A 17,663-nucleotide genomic window follows, 5' to 3' on the forward strand; every position below is an offset into this window, starting at 1 on the left:
CGTGCCCCATACCCCGCAAGACATCTTTCTGCGCAGCAGCGCGCCCGTGACGATCGACGAGGATCGCTGCATCGCCGACAAGGGCTGCACCGTCTGCGTCGACGTATGCCCGCTCGACCTGCTCGCGATCGACGTGACCAAAGGCAAGGCCTACATGCAGTTCGACGAATGCTGGTACTGCATGCCATGCGAACGCGACTGCCCGACCGGCGCGGTCAAGGTCGACATCCCGTACTTGCTGCGCTGACCCGGCGGACCGCCCGTGCGCCGACATCGCGCGTGCGCCGATCATCCGGCCGCGCATCCTGCCGATGGATGAATCGTTCGGCGTGCTCAACGCGCAGAGGCGCCGCATGATGCGGACGCTGCTGCGCGCCATTGGGTCGCGGATCGGCGCGACCGTGTTGTTCGTCACGCCTCTTACGCATCGTTAATGCTCCGGATCTTGCCCATGACCGCTTCCTCCCCTGCTTTCCCGCTACCTGGCGCGCACGCTTCCGACCTTGCCGCGCTCGTCGCGCGTGTTGCGGCGCCCGACGCATCCGTGCGCCGCATCGCGCTGCTCGAACTCGCCGATCTCGAAGATCCCGATCTCGTGCCGATCTTCGTTGCGGCACTGCGCGACGATCCGGCCGCCGACGTGCGCGGCGAAGCGGCGCGGGTGCTCGCCGCCTGGGAGCGGCCCGACGTCGTCGACACGCTGTGCCACGCGCTGCTCGATTCCGACGAGGACGTACGCGCGACCGCGGCACACAGCCTGTCCGAACTGAAGGATGTCGCGTCCGGTGCCGTGCTGTGCCGCTGGGCCGAGCACGTCGAGCCGTTCGTGCGCGGCGCCGCGTTGCGCGCGCTGCGCGAACTGCGCGACCCCAACGCGTTCGCGCCTGCGTTGCACGCGCTCGACGCGCCGGCGGCGGTGGTGCGCGCCGAAGCCGTCGCCGTGCTCGGCTGGCTCAAGGACGTCCGCGCGTTGTCGCCGCTCGCACGCATCGCCACGACCGACACGCATGCGGACGTGCGGCGCGTCGCGGTCGGCGCGGTCGGATTCGCGGCATCCGGCGACACGGCCGTCGTCACCGCGTTGCTTGCCGCGCTGCGCGACGCCGAATGGCAGGTACGCGAGGAAGCGGCCGCGACGCTCGGCAAGCTGCGTGTCTCGATCGCACGCGTGCCGCTCGTCGCCGCGCTCGATGACGATTACTGGCAGGTGCGCTTGCGTGCGTTGCGCGCGTTCGGGCAATTGCGCAACGCCGCCGCGGCGCCGGCCGTCGCCGCGCTGCTGTCGCATGCGATCAGCAACCTGCGCAAGGAGGCCGCACTCGCGCTCGGCGAACTGCGCGATCCCGCGACGCTGCCCGCGCTGCGCGACGCACTGGACGATCGCGATCCCGAAGTACGCAAGGCCGTGCGGATCGCCATCGCACAGCTTGGAGGAGGTGCACGATGACGCCGCCGGCCGAGATTCGTCTCGATCATGCGACTCGTGCGTTGACGTTGTACTGGCCGGACGGCACCACGCAGCGTATCGGCTTTGCGAGGTTGCGCGGCGATTGTCCGTGCGCCGCGTGCCGGAAGATCCGGCTCGACGGCAGGCAAGTCGACGCGCCGCTCGACCTGACGCTGAACGGGGTGGAAGCGGCCGGTTACGGCATCCGCCTGCTGTTCGGCGACGGTCACGCGCGCGGCATCTATCCGTGGCCATATCTGGCGGAACTTGGCAGCGGCGAGCCGGATGCGGGCATCGCATCATGCGATGTGCTGACAACTCGCCGCTCGGCCGACTGATCGTCGACGAATCGACTCGCATCGGGCCGCCCGTTTCGGCCTCCCCCAGACGGCGACTTACACCGCTTCCGTGCGCCCGTCACTCGCCGACCGCACAAACGACAACGCCCGGCAGGTCATCCCTGCCGGGCGTCCGCATCGTCAGATGCCGTGGTCCGCTACCGAGGCTCGCCCCGGCGCCGGATCATTCCCACTCGATCGTCGCCGGCGGCTTGCCCGAGATGTCGTACACCACGCGGTTGATCCCGCGCACCTCGTTGATGATCCGGTTCGATGCGCGGCCGAGCAGCGCGTACGGCAGGTGCGCCCAGTGCGCGGTCATGAAGTCGGTGGTCTGCACCGCGCGCAGCGACGTCACGTAATCGTACGTGCGGCCATCGCCCATCACGCCGACCGACTTCACCGGCAGGAACACCGCGAACGCCTGGCTCGTCAGGTCGTACCAGGTCTTGCCGACGTCGGCCTCGCCGCACAGGCCCGCGGCCGCGTCCTGCGCAGTGGCGGTCGTGCCGCGCAGTTCCTCGATGAAGATCGCATCCGCGCGACGCAGCAGGTCCGCGTATTCGCGCTTCACTTCGCCGAGAATCCGCACGCCGAGGCCCGGGCCCGGGAACGGATGGCGGTACACCATCTCCGGGGGCAGGCCGAGCGCGACGCCCAGTTCGCGCACTTCGTCCTTGAACAGGTCGCGCAGCGGCTCGAGCAGCTTCAGGCCGAGCGTTTCCGGCAGGCCGCCGACGTTGTGGTGGCTCTTGATCGTCGTCGCCTTCTTCGTCTTCGTGCCGCCCGACTCGACCACGTCCGGATAGATCGTGCCCTGTGCGAGCCACTTCGCCTTCGACAGCTTCTTCGCTTCCGCCTGGAACACTTCGACGAACTCGCGGCCGATGATCTTGCGCTTCGCTTCCGGATCGGTCACGCCGGCCAGATGGCCGAGGAACTGCTCGGAAGCGTCGACGTGCACGACCTTCGCATGCAGGCGGCCCTCGAACATGTCGAGCACCATCGTGCCTTCGTTCAGGCGCAGCAGGCCGTGGTCGACGAACACGCAGGTGAGCTGGTCGCCGATCGCGCGATGGATCAGCGCCGCCGCGACGCTCGAATCCACCCCGCCCGACAGGCCGAGAATCACTTCCTCGTCACCGACCTGCTCGCGGATCTTCGCGACGGCTTCCTCGATGTGGTTCTTCATGATCCAGTCGGGCTTCGCGCCGGCGATCTGCAGCACGAAGCGTTCGATGATCTGGCGACCCTTCACCGTGTGCGTGACTTCCGGGTGGAACTGCACCGCGTAGTAGCCGCGCGCCTCGTCGGCCATGCCGGCGATCGGGCAGCTCGGCGTCGACGCCATCAGCGCGAAGCCCGGCGGCAGCTCGGCAACCTTGTCGCCGTGGCTCATCCAGACCTTCAGCATCCCGTGGCCTTCGGCCGTCTTGAAATCCTCGATGCCGTCGAACAGGCGCGTATGGCCGTGCGCGCGCATTTCCGCGTAGCCGAATTCGCGATGGTCGCTCCACTCGACCTTGCCGCCGAGCTGCACGGCCATCGTCTGCATGCCGTAGCAGATGCCGAGCACCGGCACACCGAGATCCCACACGGCCTGCGGCGCACGCAGCTGGTGGTCTTCGTACGTGCTCGCATGGCTGCCCGACAGGATCACCGCCTTCGGCGCGAACTCGCGGACGAAGTCGTCGGACACGTCGTTCGGATGGATTTCGCAGTAGACGTGCGCTTCGCGCACGCGGCGCGCGATCAGTTGGGTGACTTGCGAACCGAAGTCGAGAATCAGGATTTTGTCGTGCATGGCTGCGGACAGGATGAAGAGAATAAGAAAAGCAGCGCATGAAGCGCTGCGTCAATAGCATGGACAACGGCGTCGGGCGGCAAGCGGCTCGCGCGACGCATCGCGGGTCAATCCTGCGACGGCGGGCGTGCGTCGAACGCGACGCTGCCTGACACGCGGTCGGATGCGGCGGCTGCCGACGGCGCCGCCGGACGGCCGACGACCGGTTCGACCCGCTGCTGCGGGGCGGAGGCCGGCGCCGGTGCTGCCGGACGCTGCGCGTCCCGGGCCTCGAGCGCCTGCGCCTTCTCGCGCCGCCGCACGGCCGAAGCGAGGCGTACGCCGCCGACACCGAGCACGATCAGCGCGACACCGGCCATCGTCGACAGCACGCGGCCGGCGGCCGCGAGCGCGGGACCGTTGCCGGTGCCGAACGACCACACCACCGCCAGCACGCCGATCAGCCAGTTCACATGGCCGACCGCACGCGCGACGGGCGCCGTGAGATCGCCGTTGACCGCCGCATGGAACGCGAGCCACGCGAGGCCGAGCAGCGCGATGCCGAACGCCTGGCCGAGCATCGCCGGCTGGATGTTCGCCAGCTGCAGCGCGGTGAACAGCGCCTGCCAGGGCGTCAGCACGAACAGCACGCCGAACGCCAGCAGCAGCACGGCATCGACGATCAGCACGGCTCGCAGCAACGGTTTCATCGGCGATCAGTCCACGTGGTAGTTCGGTGCTTCCTTCGTGATCTGCACGTCATGCACGTGCGACTCGCGCATGCCCGCCGCGGTGATCTGGACGAATTCGGCCTTGTCGTGCAGCTCGTCGATCGTGCGGCAGCCGCAGTAGCCCATGCTCGCGCGCACGCCGCCGACCAGCTGGAACAGGATCGCGTTGACCGAACCCTTGTACGCGACGCGGCCTTCGATGCCTTCCGGCACGAGCTTGTCGATATTCGCCGAGTTGTCCTGGAAGTAGCGGTCTGCCGCGCCGTCCTTCATCGCGCCGACCGAACCCATGCCGCGGTACGACTTGTACTGGCGGCCCTGGTACAGGAACACGTCGCCCGGCGCCTCTTCGGTGCCCGCGAACATGCTGCCCATCATCACCGCGTTCGCGCCGGCCGCGAGGGCCTTCGACACGTCGCCCGAGAAACGCACGCCGCCGTCGGCGATGCACGGCACGCCGGTGCCCTTCAGCGCTTCCGCGACGTTCGCGATCGCGCTGATCTGCGGCACGCCGACGCCCGCGACGATCCGCGTCGTGCAGATCGAGCCCGGGCCGATGCCGACCTTGACCGCGTCCGCGCCGTATTCGACGAGCGCCTTCGCGGCGGCTGCCGTCGCGATGTTGCCGCCGATCACCTCGACGTGCGGGAAGTTCTGCTTGACCCAGCGCACGCGCTCGAGCACGCCCTTGCTGTGGCCGTGCGCGGTATCGACGACGATCACGTCGACGCCGGCCTGCACCAGCAGCTCGACGCGCTCTTCGTTGTCCGGACCGACGCCGACCGCCGCGCCTGCGCGCAGCTTGCCGTGTTCGTCCTTGCACGCATCCGGGTGTTCGGTCTGCTTGGTGATGTCCTTGACGGTCATCAGGCCGCGCAGTTCGAATGCGTCGTTGACGACCAGCACGCGCTCGAGGCGGTGGCTGTGCATCAGCGCCTTCGCTTCGGCGAGCGGCGTGCCTTCCTTGACCGTGACGAGGCGCTCGCGCGGCGTCATGATCGACTTGACCGGTTCGTCGAGGCGCGATTCGAAACGCAGGTCGCGGTTCGTGACGATGCCGACGAGTTGCGGGCCTTCCACGACCGGGAAGCCCGAGATGCCATGCTGACGCGACAGCGCGATCACGTCGCGCACCTTCATCTGCGGCGGAACCGTGATCGGGTCGCGCACGACACCCGATTCGAAACGCTTGACCTTCGCGACCTCGCGAGCCTGCTCGGCCGGCGTGAGGTTCTTGTGGACGATACCCACACCACCCTGCTGCGCCATCGCGATCGCGAGGCGACCTTCGGTGACCGTGTCCATCGCGGCGGACACGAGCGGCATGTTCAGGGAGATGTTGCGGGTCAGCTTGGTTTTCAGGCTGGTGTCGCGCGGGAGAACGTCGGAGAAGGCGGGAACGAGGAGCACATCATCGAAAGTGAGTGCTTTTTGGATCAGACGCATGGCAAATCCTATGGGCGCAAAAGCGAATTATACGCGAAGCGCTGCGAATTTTCACAACACGAACAACGGGTTAGGCGTTTTCAAGCGTTCGGGGGCCGAATCGTTCGGATCGCCGTTCGGTTCGTTTTCGATCGCCTTTCGTTTCACCCCCGCATCGACCCATTCGCGCAGCCCGCCGGAATCCGGCCGATCGCACGTCGTGGCCGCACGGCGCCGGCCCCGCCGGCGGGGCCTCGGGCAATCCCGCCCGGCACATCCGGGCGGCCACGAGCGCCGCTAGACCAGCCCGGCCGCGGCACACGCAATCATCGCCACGCCGGTGCCGATCGCGACGCCGCCGACGATCCGCGCGACGCGTTCGCCGCCCGGCGCCAGCCGCTCGGCGGCGATCGCCACGGTCATGACGGCCATCACGCGCAGATCCATCATGCCGGCGGCCAAGGCAACGGCCATCAGGTTCCCGCAGCAGGCGCCGCAACGTAGCGCGGTGCGCACGCCGTACCACCAAGCAACCGCGGCCCCGCCTCCCGCCCACCCCGCACATGCGTCGTCCGGTGCATGCCGGCAGCAAGCGAGACGGCGTGCCTTCCAGCCGGACAGCTGCAGCACGCCCGCGCCGAGCACGACCGCGCCGGCGGCGAGCGGCATCGCCGCGGCGAGCGCGGGCAACCGCGCGGCGACCGCCGCCAATGCGTTGCCGCCAGGAAACACCAGCGCGCCCGTCGCCATCCACACGGAGAAATACCCGGCGCCCGCGACCACGACCAACCACGCCGCGCGCGCCTCGCCCAACGGCACGAGACTCCGCCGGTATCGCCAGAGCACCGGCGCCAGCATCGGCAGCATCATCGTCACCGTCATCGCGCCCCACATGCCTGCGAATGCGGCGAACGCGCGCCCGGCCTGCCATCCGCACGGCCCGAGCCATCCGGCCGACAGCGTCCAGCCACCCGCCATCGGCATGCCGCCCATCGCGCCCATCGATGCGTGCTGCGCGAGCGTCGCCCAGATGGCGGTGCCGAATACCGCGACGAGCGCGGCGCCGAATGCCCACGGGCCACCGCCAGCAGCGCCGGTCGCAGCCGGTTTCGTCGTGGCGCTCATCGCCCGCTCCCGCCGCGCCCCGACCCGCGCTCAACCTCGCGCGTACTCGTCATGGCGGCGCCACCACACGCCCGACTCGTTGCGCCCGAGCGGTGCGCGATCGAGCCACTGGTACATCCCCCACAGTCCGTCGAGCCCGCGTGCGTACGTCGAATACGTGTGGTAAACAACGCCATCCTCGCGTACGAACGCGCTCATCCCCGGCCGGTCGCGGGCGTACGTGGCGGCGTCGGTGCCGCAGGTCGCCGCGAACTGGGCGACGGCCGCCGGCGGCGGCTCCATATCCATCGCGTGACCGGCCCGCGCATAGTTGTATTCGACGTCGCCGGTGCGTTGCTGCGTTTCGGTGAACGACACGTTGAAGTCGAAATTGAACTCGCCGCCGTCGGACGACGCCCACGGAAAGTGCCAGCCCATCCGCTGCCGGTACGCGAGCAGCTTCGCGAGCGGCGCGCGCGACACCGCCGCGAGCGTCACGTCGTGGTTCGCGAGGTGGACCGCAAAACCGTCGAAACCGTCGGCGAGGGCCGAGCACGACGGGCAGCCGGCCTTGTAGTCGGGACCGAACATGAAGTGATAGACGAGCAGTTGCGAACGGCCGCCGAACAGGTCGTCGAGCGTTGCCGGGCCGTCCTCGGTGTCGAACCGGTAGGCCTTGTCGATGCGCACCCACGGCAGCGCCTGGCGCCGCCGCGCGAGTTCGTCGCTTTGCCGCGTCAACGCCTTTTCCGCATCGAGCAGCGCGCGGCGCGCAGTCAGCCATTCGGCGCGCGTTCCGGTGAGATGGTTCGTCATTGCAGGTTCCTCCTTTCGATGGATATCCGGGCACGGCGCCTCCGCCGTGTGCGTGGTGCTAGATTAGGGCCGGGCATCGGACCGGAGGGAGTGACAACTGTGTCGGGATTCGGATGGATTCGCTGATCACGGCCGCCGCGCGGGCGCTCGCGGCGGGCGACCCGCTCGGCGCGCTGAACCGCGTCGCACTGCGCAACGACGCGCCGGCGCTCGCGTTGCGCGGAATCGCGATGGCGCAGCTCGGCGATTTCGAGCGCGCGCGGGCGCTCGTGCGCGGCGCGGCACGCGCGTTCGGCGCGAAGGAAGCGCTCGCGCGGGCGCGCTGCGTCGTCGCGGAAGCCGAAATCGCGCTGGCGTCCCGCGACCTCGGCTGGCCGTCGCGCGCGCTCGAAGCCGCCTGCGCGACACTCGACGCACACGGCGACCGCGCGAACGCAGCGCATGCGCGCTATCTCGGCGTGCGCCGGCTGCTGCTGATCGGGCACGTCGACGATGCCGAACGGCAGCTCGCGAACCTCGATCCCGCACCGCTGCCCGCCGCATCGCGCGCGGCCCACGAACTGATCGCGGCCGGCATCGCGATGCGCCGCATCCGCCCGCACTTCGCGCGCACGGCACTCGCCCGTGCCCGCGCGGCCGCACAGAACGCCGGCATCGCCGCGCTGACGGCCGAAGTCGAAACGGCCGCGCGCATGCTCGATACGCCGGCCGCGCGGCTCATCGCGCGCGGTGCGTCGCGGCTCGTGCTGCTCGACGAGGTCGAGGCGCTGCTGGAATCGAACACGCTGGTCGTGGATGCATGCCGCCACGCCGTACGCGACGCACGCACGACCGTGTCGCTCGCGCGCCGCCCGGTGCTGTTCGTGCTCGCCCGCGCGCTGGGCGAGGCGTGGCCCGGCGACGTGTCGAGAAACGCGCTCGTCGCCGCGGCGTTTCGTGCGAAACACGCGGACGAATCGCATCGCGCACGCCTGCGCGTCGAGATCGGTCGCTTGCGTGCGATGCTGCGCCCGCTCGCCAACGTCAGCGCGACGCCTCGCGGCTTCGCCCTCGAGCCGCTCGGCCCCCGCGAGACCGTCGTGCTCGCACGTCCGGTCGACGATCGCCATGCAGCCGTGCTCGCGCTGCTCGCGGACGGCGAAGCATGGTCGAGCTCCGGGCTCGCGCTCGCGCTCGGCACGAGCCAGCGCACCGTGCAGCGCGCGCTCGACGCGCTCGCCGAAGCGGACAAGGTGCAGGCGCTCGGCCGCGGGCGCGCGCGCCGCTGGATGACACCGCCGCCGCCCGGATTCGCGACGACCTTGTTACTCCCCGCACCGCTGCCGGGCGACTAGGATGGGCACACCAACGACGAGGTGACAGACATGAAACGCTCCACCGCAGACATCCTCCGCGAATACGGCCCGTTTCCGGGCGTCGACGGCGTGCACGGCGTCACGTTCGACGGCCAGCGCGTCTGGTTCGCGTCCGGCGACAAGCTGAACGCGCTCGACCCGGAACGCGGCGCGACCGTGCGCGCACTCGACGTCGCCGCGCACGCAGGCACCGCGTTCGACGGGCGTCATCTGTTCCAGATCGTCGAGGACCGCATCGAGAAGATCGATCCCGATTCGGGCCGCGTGCTCGCGACGATCCCCGCGCCCGGCGGTGGCGCGGATTCGGGGCTCGCGTGGGCCGAAGGTACGCTGTGGGTCGGCCAGTACCGCGAGCGCAAGATTCATCAGGTGGATCCGCAATCGGGCGCCGTGCTGCGCACGATCGAGTCGAACCGCTTCGTCACCGGCGTGACGTGGGTCGACGGCGAGTTGTGGCACGGCACCTGGGAAGCGGACGAAAGCGCGCTGCGGCGGATCGACCCGCGCACCGGCCAGGTGCTCGAACAGGTCGACATGCCACCCGGTGTCGGCGTGTCGGGGCTGGAATCCGACGGTCGCGACCTCTTCTACTGCGGCGGCGGCAATAGCGGCAAGCTGCGCGCCGTGCGGCGCCCTGCGCGAGCACGCGCGGAGGGCGACGGTGCGGCGGCATCCGAGCCGATCGAGCGCTGATCGCCGATCATCGACGGGCCGCCCGGCCCGCCGCCATCCCCGGTCAACGCCAGCACGAATCGCGATGGCGCTCCCGGCCGATTCCGAACCGCGTCCGCTCTGGAGTGCAGGAATGAACAAGACGCTGTCGCGCCGCCGTCGTTAAGATGCGCGCTCGTCAGTCATTCGTTCGGAGCAGTCGATGCAGCGCGGTGTGGTGTATGGCGTCCTCGCGGGCGCGTTGTGGGGGATGGTCTTTCTCGTGCCGCGGCTGATGACCGACTTCTCGCCGCTGCTGCTGAGCGCGGGCCGCTACGCGATGTACGGCCTCGTGTCGCTGGCGGCGGCGCTGCCGGCCGCCCGTTCGCTGCTCGTGCGGCTGACCCGCGAGGATCTCGTCACGCTCGCGAAGCTCGCGCTGATCGGCAACGTCGCGTACTACATGCTGCTGTCCGGCGCCGTGCACCTGATCGGCATCGCGCCCAGCTCGCTGATCGTCGGCGTGTTGCCCGTGACCGTCACGCTCGCCGGCCTCGGCGACCAGGGCGCGATGCCGCTGCGGCGCCTCGTCGCCCCGCTCGCGCTGGTGATCGCCGGCATCGTCTGCATCAACGTCGACCTCTTCACATCGGAAGCCGCGCATGCGACGACGCTCGGCCAGAAGCTCGCCGGCATCGCGTGCGCAACCGGCGCGCTCGCGAGCTGGACCTGGTACGCGGTCGCGAACACGCGTTATCTGCAGCGCCACCATCATTTCGGCGGCAACGAATGGTCGGTGCTGTGGGGTGTCGTGACGGGCCTGATCGGCGGCCTCTGCTGGCTCGCGATCCTTGCGCTGCCGGCCGGCACGGCCCAGGCGGCAGTCCCGGCATCGCGCTGGCAACTGTTCTGGCTGCTGAACCTCGCGCTCGCGATCGGCGCGTCGTGGCTCGGCAACGGACTGTGGAACGCGGCATCGAAGCGGCTGCCGCTCACGCTGTCCGGCCAGTTGATCGTGTTCGAGACCGTGTTCGCGATGCTCTACGCATTCGTCTACGACCACCGGATGCCGCGCGAGCTCGAAATCGCGGCGCTCGCGCTGCTGCTGGCGGGCGTGTACGGGTCGGTGCGCCGGCACGGCGACACGCCTGGCCGCACGGCCGCGAACGCGAATATCACGGCCCACTGAGCGCGTGCGAGCCTCGTCTGACGAATCGGGACAGAAGGAAATCGAGCGATGCTGGCGCGACGCGTCAGCGCGCGTCCTTGTGCATCCATTTGCGGCCCTCGATGGAGCCCTCGCGGCGGGTCTTGTCGACGCGCCGCTGGCGCGCGAGCTTCGGATCGACGATCAACGGGCGGTAGATCTCGACACGATCATGATCGGCGAGCGGCGCGTCGAGCGGCGCGAGCTTGCCGAACACGCCGGTTTTTGCGTGCGCGAGGTCGATTTCCGGGTGCAGCGCGAGCACGCCGCTCGCATCGATCGCCGCGCGCACGGTCGCGCCTTCGGGCAGCGACACCGAAATCAGCGTCTGGCGATCCGGCAGCGCGTAACAGACTTCGATCGACAGCATCGCGTCACCCCTTCCCGTAGCGCTGGTCGGCGCGCTTGACGAACGAATCGACGAACGTGTTCGCGATATGGCTGAACACCGGCCCGATGATCTTCTCGAGCAGGATGCTCGAGAACTCGTAGTGCAGCGCAAATTCGATCTTGCATGCGTCGGAGCGCAGCGGGATGAAGCGCCACGAACCCGTGAACTTCCGGAACGGGCCGTCCGCGAACTCCATGTCGATCCGCGTCGGGCGCTGCTGCGTGTTGCGCGTCGCGAAGTGCTGCTTGATGCCCTTGAAGTTGATGTCGATGCGCGCTTCCATCCCGCTGTCGTCCTGACGGCGAATCTCGACGCCGCCGCACCAGGGCAGGAAATTGGGGTAATCGGCCACGTCGGTGACGAGGTCGAACATCTGTTCCGCCGAATGACGGATCAATACTGTTTTTTGGACATCTGCCATAAATCGCGCGGCATCGCTCGAGGTAAGAACGCAAGGCGGGCGATTCCCGCCCCGCTTTGCTAAAATCGTGATTTTAAACGAGTTGGCCCGATCCTTTCATGAGCATCATCGACAACAGGAAAGCGCACTTCGATTATCACATCGAGGAACGCTACGAGGCGGGGCTCGTGCTCGAGGGCTGGGAAGTCAAGGCGCTGCGCGCCGGGCGCGGCCAGATCAAGGAAGGCTACGTCGTGGTCAAGAACGCCGAGATCTTCCTGATCGGCACCCACATCAGCCCGCTGCCCGAAGCCTCGACGCACATCAAGCCCGATCCGGTCCGCACGCGCAAGCTGCTGCTGCATCGCGACGAAATCAAGAAACTGATCGGCAAGGTCGAGCAACGCGGCTACACGCTCGTGCCGCTGAACTTCCACTACAAGGGCGGTCGCGTGAAATGCGACATCGCGCTCGCGAAGGGCAAGAAGCTGCACGACAAGCGCGAAACCGAAAAGAAACGCGACTGGGAGCGCGAAAAGGCCCGCATCATGCGCGCCGGTACCTGACGCACAACATCCCGCATCGCAAACGACACGGCCCGCTCGAAGCGGGCCGTGTGCTTTTGTGAACCATGATGCATAGTTGCGCCGATCGCGCAGCCGCTCATGGTTCCTGATGAAACCGTGCGCCGCTTATCGTCATGCGAGCAGGACCGCGATGCCGTGGCGTGACGATTCGCCGCATGCAGGCCGCACGCATCGGCCGGACGGCTCACCGAGCCGCGTGTGCGCTCAGCCCTTTCCGCTCGCGGCCGGCGCCGCGTTCTTGACGATCGTCAGCGCCGATGCAATCGCGGTGCCGAGATCCGACAGGTTCGCCGGCACGATCAGCGTATTGCCCTGTTTCGCGAGGTTCGAGAATGCACCGACGTACTGCTCGGCAACCTTCAGGTTCACGGCATCCATCCCGCCCTGCGACTGGATCGCGTTCGCGATCTTCTGGATGGCCTGCGCGTTCGCCTCGGCCACCGCGAGAATCGCGGCCGCCTCGCCCTGCGCCTGGTTGATCGCGGCCTGCCGCTCGCCTTCCGACTTCTGGATTGCCGCCTCGCGCGCGCCCGACGCGAGGTTGATCTGCTCCTGCTTGCGGCCTTCGGATGCGGCGATCAGCGCGCGCTTTTCCCGCTCGGCGGTGATCTGTGCCTGCATCGCGTGCAGGATTTCCTTCGGCGGCGTCAGGTCCTTGATCTCGTAACGCAGCACTTTCACGCCCCAGTTCGCGGCAGCCTGGTCGAGCGCCGACACGATATTGTGGTTGATGAAGTCGCGTTCCTCGAAGGTCTTGTCGAGCTCGAGCTTGCCGACCACCGACCGTAGTGTCGTCTGCGCGAGCTGCGTGATCGCGAGCACGAAGTTGCTCGATCCGTACGACGCCTTCATCGGATCGGTCACCTGGAAGTACAGCACGCCGTCGACCTGCAACTGCGTGTTGTCGCGCGTGATGCAGACCTGGCTCGGCACGTCGAGCGGAATTTCCTTCAGCACGTGCCGGTAGGCGATCCGGTCGACGAACGGCAGCACGATATTGAGACCGGGCGACAGCGTCGCGTGATAGCGCCCGAAGCGTTCGAGCACCCACGCGTGCTGCTGCGGCACGATCTTCACCGTCTTCGACACGATCACGATGGCGATGACGAGCAGGACGACCCAGATGATCAGCGAATCCATGAAATGTTCTCTCCTTGTTGTATCAGCGGACGATCAGCCAGCGGGTTTCGCTACGACCACGAGACAATTGCCGCGCACGGCGCGCACCTGATACACGCGCACATCGTCGCGCTCGCCGTGCGCGAGCTCGACGTCCCAGTCGGCGCCGCGATATTGCACGCGCGCGCGGCCGTCATGCCACGCGTCGACCGTGACGGTCGAGCCGATATCGAGATTGACGTCGGGATTCGTCGACGTGTCGCGCTTCTGCTTGCGCCCGAGCCCCGAGCGGCGCAGCACGATCATCGCGATGATCGCGACCGCAGCGGCCACGCCGAACTGCACGTGCGGCGCGAAACCGGCCAGTTGCAGCAATCCGCCCGCGAGAAAGCCGAGCGCAATCATCAGCAGGTAGAACGTGCCCGTGAGCAACTCTGCCACGACCAGCACGCCCACCGCGACCCACCAGAACAGATGCCCCGACATCATTGTGGTCTCCAGAAAAACGGTCCCGTACGCTCACTATATTCTTCGCTGCCGCAAGCGAACGCGGCCGGCACGCCCGGGTCGGCCGGGTCACCCCGTTACGTACCGACAAACAAAAACACCCCGGCGCTTACCGGGGTGTTTATAACACGAACCTTGCATTTTGCCTTCAACGCAAGCGCGGCGGTACCGCGCTTGCGCCGAACGGCCATTACCGACCGTTACTTCCGGTTGGCGAGCGCCTGCCACGTATCGATGATCGTGTCCGGGTTCAGCGAGATTGACACGATGCCTTCGTCGGTCAGCCATTGTGCGAAGTCCGGGTGATCGGACGGGCCCTGACCGCAGATGCCGACGTACTTGCCCATCTTGCGGCAGGTATCGATCGCCCGCTTGAGCAGGAACTTGACGGCCGGATCGCGTTCGTCGAAGTCGACGGCCAGCAGCTCCATGCCCGAGTCGCGGTCGAGGCCGAGCGTGAGCTGCGTGAGGTCGTTCGAACCGATCGAGAAACCGTCGAAGTGCTCGAGGAACTCTTCGGCGAGGATCGCGTTGGTCGGAACTTCACACATCATCACGAGGCGCAGGCCGTTCTCGCCACGCTTCAGGCCGAACTTCTCGAGCAGGCCGACGACGCGCTCCGCCTGCTTCACGGTCCGCACGAACGGCACCATGATCTCGACGTTGGTCAGGCCCATCTCGTCGCGCACGCGCTTCAGTGCACGGCACTCCATCTCGAACGCCTGCGCGAAGTCTTCGGCGATGTAGCGCGACGCGCCGCGGAAGCCCAGCATCGGGTTTTCCTCGTCCGGCTCGTAGCGCGAACCGCCGATCAGCTTCTTGTACTCGTTCGACTTGAAGTCGGACAGACGCACGATCACGGGCTTCGGATAGAACGCCGCGGCGATCGTCGCGACGCCTTCCGTCAGCTTGTCGACGTAGAACTGGCGCGGCGACGCGTGACCGCGCGCGACGCTCTCGACCGCCTTCTTCAGATCCTGGTCGATGTTCGGGTACTCGAGGATCGCCTTCGGGTGCACGCCGATGTTGTTGTTGATGATGAACTCGAGACGTGCGAGGCCAACACCACCGTTCGGCAGTTGCGAGAAGTCGAACGCGAGCTGAGGGTTGCCGACGTTCATCATGATCTTGACCGGGATTTCCGGCAGTTCGCCGCGCTGCACTTCCGTGACTTCCGTCTCGAGCAGCCCGTCGTAGATCTTGCCTTCGTCGCCTTCCGCGCACGAAACCGTGACGAGCGCGCCGTCCTTCAACACGTCGGTCGCGTCGCCGCAGCCGACGACTGCCGGCACGCCCAGCTCACGCGCGATGATCGCCGCGTGGCAGGTTCGGCCGCCACGGTTCGTGACGATCGCCGCCGCACGCTTCATCACCGGCTCCCAGTTCGGGTCGGTCATGTCCGCCACCAGCACGTCGCCCGGCTGCACGCGTTCCATTTCCGACGGATCCTGGATCACGCGCACGGGGCCCGCGCCGATCTTCTGGCCGATCGCACGACCCGTCGCCAACACCTGAGACTGGCCCTTCAGCTTGAAGCGCTGCTCGGCCTTGCCGGTCGCCTGGCTCTTCACCGTTTCGGGACGCGCCTGCAGGATGAAGATCTTGCCGTCGCGGCCGTCCTTGCCCCACTCGATGTCCATCGGACGCTGGTAGTGCTTCTCGATGATGACCGCGTACTTCGCCAGCTCGATCACGTCTTCGTCGGTGATCGAGTAGCGGTTGCGCTGCTCGTGCGGCACGTCGACCGTCTTCACGCGGCCCGGCTCGCCCGGCTGCGTGAATTCCATCTTGATCAGCTTCGAGCCGATCGAGCGGCGGATGATCGGGTACTTGTCCTGCGCGAGCGTCGTCTTGAACACGTAGAACTCGTCCGGGTTCACGGCACCCTGCACGACGGTTTCGCCCAGGCCATAGCTCGACGTGATGAACACGGCGTCCTTGAAGCCCGATTCGGTGTCGATAGTGAACATCACGCCGGCCGCGCCGACGTCCGAGCGGACCATGCGCTGCACGCCGGCCGACAGCGCGACTTCCGCGTGCGTGAAGCCCTTGTGCACGCGGTACGAGATCGCGCGGTCGTTGTACAGCGACGCGAACACGTGCTTCATGCGATCGAGCACGTCGTCGATGCCGACGACGTTCAGGTACGACTCCTGCTGGCCGGCGAACGACGCGTCGGGCAGGTCTTCCGCGGTCGCGGACGAACGCACGGCGAACGACAGCTCGCCCGGCGAGCCGTTCTTCAGGATTTCGAACTGTGCGCGGATTTCCTGCTCGAGACGTGCCTGCAGCGGTGCATCGACGATCCACTTGCGGATTTCGGCACCGGCTTCGGCGAGCGCCTTCACGTCGTCGATGTCGAGCGACTCGAGACGCTTGGCGATGCGATCGGTCAGATCGTTGTGCTTGAGGAAATCACGGAATGCGAGCGCGGTCGTGGCGAAACCGGTGGGTACGCGAACGCCTGCTTCGGAAAGCTGGCTGATCATCTCGCCGAGCGACGCATTCTTGCCGCCCACGATCTCCACATCGGTCATCCGCAACTGCTCGAACGGGATTACATACGCCTGGTCCTTTGCGACGTTTGCTGCGTTAGTCATACAAGCCCCTAAGTGTGAAAAAAATGCTCGATTGCGCAAGTGGGCTCGGACGCGGGCGCTTGCAAAAAGGCGCGGCGCGTCTTGCGCAACCTGTTGGAGAAACAATCGCAGCGGCGAAAATCTTCCGACCCGATTTGCAAAAATCCCGGCAGAAGGACGATATATTCAGACAAATCGTCGAACTTGCCGGGAGTTTTAGATCGATCACGGCAAGCCCGAGGTGCCGTTCGCACCCTGCCCCCGCAATTGCTTATCCAACAGGTTGCCGCTATTCTACCGTGCCGGCTGCCGGATGTGGCGCGACCTTGTCACTGCGTCTGGAGGTGAACCTCCAGCCGCCCGCGCAACCGCCCTTCACGTTCGACGCCCAGATTCATGCTGCCTACCGTTTTCATCGTCTCCGACGGCACCGGGATCACTGCCGAAACCTTCGCGCACTCGATCCTCTCCCAGTTCGACCAGAAATTCCGCCTCGTGCGCTTGCCGTTCGTCGACTCGCTCGACAAGGCCTTTGCGACCGTCGAGAAGATCAACGAAGCCGCGGTGCACGACGGCCGCCGCGCGATCGTGTTCACGACGCTCGTCGACAGCGAGTCGAACGACATCGTCAAGCGCTCGAACGCGCTCGTGCTGGACATGTTCCAGCGCTTCGTCGAGCCGCTCGAGCAGGAACTGGAACTGAAATCGAGCCACGCGATGGGCCGCGGCCACCAGAATGCCGATACCGAGGAATACAAGACGCGGATCGAGGCGATCAACTTCTCGCTCGCGCACGACGACGGCCAGTCGAACCGCAACCTGTCGGAGGCAGACGTGATCCTGGTCGGCGTGTCACGCAGCGGCAAGACGCCGACGAGCCTGTATCTCGCGATGCAGTACGGCGTGAAGGCAGCCAACTATCCGCTGATTCCGGAAGACTTCGAGCGCGGCAAGCTGCCGTCGGCGCTGTCGCCGCATCGCGACAAGCTGTTCGGGCTGTCGATCGACCCGCAACGCCTGTCGGAGATTCGCAACGAGCGCCGCCCGGGCAGCAAGTACGCGGCGCCGGAGAATTGCCGCTACGAGATCAACGAGGCCGAGGCGATGATGCGTCGCGAAGGGATCAAGTGGCTGTCGTCGACGCACAAGTCGATCGAGGAGATCGCGACGACGATCCTGCAGGAAATCCGTCTCGACCGGCAGTCGTACTGACGACTTGCCCG

At 67.1% G+C, this 17,663-nt stretch carries 19 protein-coding genes; 9 read left to right on the forward strand and 10 right to left on the reverse strand.

Features of this window, described 5'->3' with window-relative positions; all coding sequences use genetic code 11:
- Position 1 precedes the first annotated feature (1 nt).
- The 4 genes from ACV22W_RS22030 (at position 2) to ACV22W_RS22045 (ending at position 1,785) form a co-directional block, all read left to right on the forward strand.
- Positions 2-247: a 4Fe-4S dicluster domain-containing protein gene (locus ACV22W_RS22030; protein WP_059529554.1), complete on the forward strand. Its 246-nt coding sequence runs from the start codon at positions 2-4 to the stop codon at positions 245-247.
- 64 nt (positions 248-311) lie between these two features.
- Positions 312-434, forward strand: a complete 123-nt coding sequence (locus ACV22W_RS22035) for a hypothetical protein (RefSeq protein WP_448021719.1) — start codon at positions 312-314, stop codon at positions 432-434.
- Positions 435-451: 17 nt separating this feature from the next.
- Entirely contained in the window at positions 452-1,447 is a 996-nt protein-coding gene (locus tag ACV22W_RS22040) for a HEAT repeat domain-containing protein (RefSeq protein ID WP_448021721.1), read from the forward strand.
- Positions 1,444-1,785, forward strand: coding sequence for a gamma-butyrobetaine hydroxylase-like domain-containing protein (locus ACV22W_RS22045; RefSeq protein ID WP_448021723.1), 342 nt, complete (start codon positions 1,444-1,446; stop codon positions 1,783-1,785). Before ACV22W_RS22040 ends, ACV22W_RS22045 begins: the two co-directional genes overlap by 4 nt.
- A 184-nt stretch (positions 1,786-1,969) precedes the next feature.
- On the opposite strand, the gene guaA is transcribed toward ACV22W_RS22045, so the two are convergent.
- From guaA to ACV22W_RS22070, 5 genes are all read right to left on the reverse strand, one after another.
- Positions 1,970-3,589, reverse strand: a complete 1,620-nt coding sequence (gene guaA / locus ACV22W_RS22050; RefSeq protein WP_448021725.1) for a glutamine-hydrolyzing GMP synthase — start codon at positions 3,587-3,589, stop codon at positions 1,970-1,972.
- Between the two features lie 107 nt (positions 3,590-3,696).
- Entirely contained in the window at positions 3,697-4,278 is a 582-nt protein-coding gene (locus ACV22W_RS22055; protein ID WP_448021727.1) for a hypothetical protein, read from the reverse strand.
- Between the two features lie 6 nt (positions 4,279-4,284).
- Complete coding sequence (guaB, locus tag ACV22W_RS22060) at positions 4,285-5,745, reverse strand: IMP dehydrogenase (RefSeq protein ID WP_059464274.1); 1,461 nt, start codon at positions 5,743-5,745, stop codon at positions 4,285-4,287.
- 276 nt (positions 5,746-6,021) lie between these two features.
- On the reverse strand, positions 6,022-6,849 hold the full coding sequence (locus tag ACV22W_RS22065) for a copper chaperone (protein WP_448021728.1): 828 nt from the start codon (positions 6,847-6,849) through the stop codon (positions 6,022-6,024).
- 30 nt (positions 6,850-6,879) lie between these two features.
- Complete coding sequence (locus ACV22W_RS22070) at positions 6,880-7,644, reverse strand: DUF899 domain-containing protein (RefSeq protein WP_448021729.1); 765 nt, start codon at positions 7,642-7,644, stop codon at positions 6,880-6,882.
- 113 nt (positions 7,645-7,757) lie between these two features.
- Here ACV22W_RS22070 and ACV22W_RS22075 point away from each other — a divergent pair, with 113 nt between their 5' ends.
- From ACV22W_RS22075 to ACV22W_RS22085, 3 genes are all read left to right on the forward strand, one after another.
- Positions 7,758-8,978: a helix-turn-helix domain-containing protein gene (locus tag ACV22W_RS22075; protein WP_448021731.1), complete on the forward strand. Its 1,221-nt coding sequence runs from the start codon at positions 7,758-7,760 to the stop codon at positions 8,976-8,978.
- A gap of 30 nt (positions 8,979-9,008) precedes the next feature.
- Positions 9,009-9,692: a Vgb family protein gene (locus ACV22W_RS22080; RefSeq protein WP_448021732.1), complete on the forward strand. Its 684-nt coding sequence runs from the start codon at positions 9,009-9,011 to the stop codon at positions 9,690-9,692.
- A gap of 181 nt (positions 9,693-9,873) precedes the next feature.
- Positions 9,874-10,839 (forward strand): DMT family transporter, encoded by a 966-nt coding sequence (locus ACV22W_RS22085; RefSeq protein WP_448021734.1) that lies wholly within the window; start codon positions 9,874-9,876, stop codon positions 10,837-10,839.
- 64 nt (positions 10,840-10,903) lie between these two features.
- Here the strand turns inward: ACV22W_RS22085 and ACV22W_RS22090 are convergent, their stop codons facing one another.
- Both ACV22W_RS22090 and ACV22W_RS22095 read right to left on the reverse strand, forming a co-directional pair.
- On the reverse strand, positions 10,904-11,227 hold the full coding sequence (locus tag ACV22W_RS22090) for an RnfH family protein (protein WP_448021736.1): 324 nt from the start codon (positions 11,225-11,227) through the stop codon (positions 10,904-10,906).
- A 4-nt stretch (positions 11,228-11,231) separates the two neighbouring features.
- Positions 11,232-11,669 carry a type II toxin-antitoxin system RatA family toxin gene (locus ACV22W_RS22095; RefSeq protein WP_059529356.1) on the reverse strand — a complete coding sequence of 146 codons (438 nt, stop codon included), beginning with the start codon at positions 11,667-11,669 and terminating at the stop codon, positions 11,232-11,234.
- Positions 11,670-11,767: 98 nt separating this feature from the next.
- Here ACV22W_RS22095 and smpB point away from each other — a divergent pair, with 98 nt between their 5' ends.
- Complete coding sequence (smpB, locus tag ACV22W_RS22100) at positions 11,768-12,214, forward strand: SsrA-binding protein SmpB (protein ID WP_050012888.1); 447 nt, start codon at positions 11,768-11,770, stop codon at positions 12,212-12,214.
- Between the two features lie 225 nt (positions 12,215-12,439).
- Here smpB and ACV22W_RS22105 read toward each other — a convergent pair whose 3' ends face one another.
- The 3 genes from ACV22W_RS22105 to ppsA all read right to left on the reverse strand — a co-directional run bounded on the left by ACV22W_RS22105 (position 12,440) and on the right by ppsA (position 16,461).
- Positions 12,440-13,375 carry an SPFH domain-containing protein gene (locus tag ACV22W_RS22105; RefSeq protein WP_448021738.1) on the reverse strand — a complete coding sequence of 312 codons (936 nt, stop codon included), beginning with the start codon at positions 13,373-13,375 and terminating at the stop codon, positions 12,440-12,442.
- A gap of 33 nt (positions 13,376-13,408) precedes the next feature.
- Positions 13,409-13,843, reverse strand: a complete 435-nt coding sequence (locus ACV22W_RS22110; RefSeq protein WP_448021739.1) for an NfeD family protein — start codon at positions 13,841-13,843, stop codon at positions 13,409-13,411.
- A gap of 218 nt (positions 13,844-14,061) precedes the next feature.
- Positions 14,062-16,461 (reverse strand): phosphoenolpyruvate synthase, encoded by a 2,400-nt coding sequence (gene ppsA, locus ACV22W_RS22115; RefSeq protein WP_448021741.1) that lies wholly within the window; start codon positions 16,459-16,461, stop codon positions 14,062-14,064.
- Between the two features lie 375 nt (positions 16,462-16,836).
- Here ppsA and ppsR point away from each other — a divergent pair, with 375 nt between their 5' ends.
- Positions 16,837-17,652 carry a posphoenolpyruvate synthetase regulatory kinase/phosphorylase PpsR gene (gene ppsR, locus ACV22W_RS22120; RefSeq protein WP_059450011.1) on the forward strand — a complete coding sequence of 272 codons (816 nt, stop codon included), beginning with the start codon at positions 16,837-16,839 and terminating at the stop codon, positions 17,650-17,652.
- The last annotated feature ends 11 nt before the right edge of the window (positions 17,653-17,663 follow it).

Source organism: Burkholderia sp. AW49-1 (assembly GCF_053427845.1).

Excerpts from the sequence above, each read along its gene's own strand:
- ACV22W_RS22095 (WP_059529356.1), bottom strand. The coding sequence starts at position 11,669 with ATGGCAGATGTCCAAAAAACAGTATTGATCCGTCATTCGGCGGAACAG.
- ACV22W_RS22045 (WP_448021723.1), top strand. The coding sequence starts at position 1,444 with ATGACGCCGCCGGCCGAGATTCGTCTCGATCATGCGACTCGTGCGTTG.
- guaB (WP_059464274.1), bottom strand. The coding sequence starts at position 5,745 with ATGCGTCTGATCCAAAAAGCACTCACTTTCGATGATGTGCTCCTCGTT.
- ACV22W_RS22055 (WP_448021727.1), bottom strand. The coding sequence starts at position 4,278 with ATGAAACCGTTGCTGCGAGCCGTGCTGATCGTCGATGCCGTGCTGCTG.
- ppsA (WP_448021741.1), bottom strand. The coding sequence starts at position 16,461 with ATGACTAACGCAGCAAACGTCGCAAAGGACCAGGCGTATGTAATCCCG.
- ACV22W_RS22070 (WP_448021729.1), bottom strand. The coding sequence starts at position 7,644 with ATGACGAACCATCTCACCGGAACGCGCGCCGAATGGCTGACTGCGCGC.
- ppsR (WP_059450011.1), top strand. The coding sequence starts at position 16,837 with ATGCTGCCTACCGTTTTCATCGTCTCCGACGGCACCGGGATCACTGCC.
- ACV22W_RS22110 (WP_448021739.1), bottom strand. The coding sequence starts at position 13,843 with ATGATGTCGGGGCATCTGTTCTGGTGGGTCGCGGTGGGCGTGCTGGTC.
- ACV22W_RS22040 (WP_448021721.1), top strand. The coding sequence starts at position 452 with ATGACCGCTTCCTCCCCTGCTTTCCCGCTACCTGGCGCGCACGCTTCC.
- guaA (WP_448021725.1), bottom strand. The coding sequence starts at position 3,589 with ATGCACGACAAAATCCTGATTCTCGACTTCGGTTCGCAAGTCACCCAA.
- ACV22W_RS22035 (WP_448021719.1), top strand. The coding sequence starts at position 312 with ATGGATGAATCGTTCGGCGTGCTCAACGCGCAGAGGCGCCGCATGATG.
- ACV22W_RS22065 (WP_448021728.1), bottom strand. The coding sequence starts at position 6,849 with ATGAGCGCCACGACGAAACCGGCTGCGACCGGCGCTGCTGGCGGTGGC.
- ACV22W_RS22090 (WP_448021736.1), bottom strand. The coding sequence starts at position 11,227 with ATGCTGTCGATCGAAGTCTGTTACGCGCTGCCGGATCGCCAGACGCTG.
- ACV22W_RS22105 (WP_448021738.1), bottom strand. The coding sequence starts at position 13,375 with ATGGATTCGCTGATCATCTGGGTCGTCCTGCTCGTCATCGCCATCGTG.
- ACV22W_RS22085 (WP_448021734.1), top strand. The coding sequence starts at position 9,874 with ATGCAGCGCGGTGTGGTGTATGGCGTCCTCGCGGGCGCGTTGTGGGGG.
- ACV22W_RS22080 (WP_448021732.1), top strand. The coding sequence starts at position 9,009 with ATGAAACGCTCCACCGCAGACATCCTCCGCGAATACGGCCCGTTTCCG.
- ACV22W_RS22075 (WP_448021731.1), top strand. The coding sequence starts at position 7,758 with ATGGATTCGCTGATCACGGCCGCCGCGCGGGCGCTCGCGGCGGGCGAC.
- smpB (WP_050012888.1), top strand. The coding sequence starts at position 11,768 with ATGAGCATCATCGACAACAGGAAAGCGCACTTCGATTATCACATCGAG.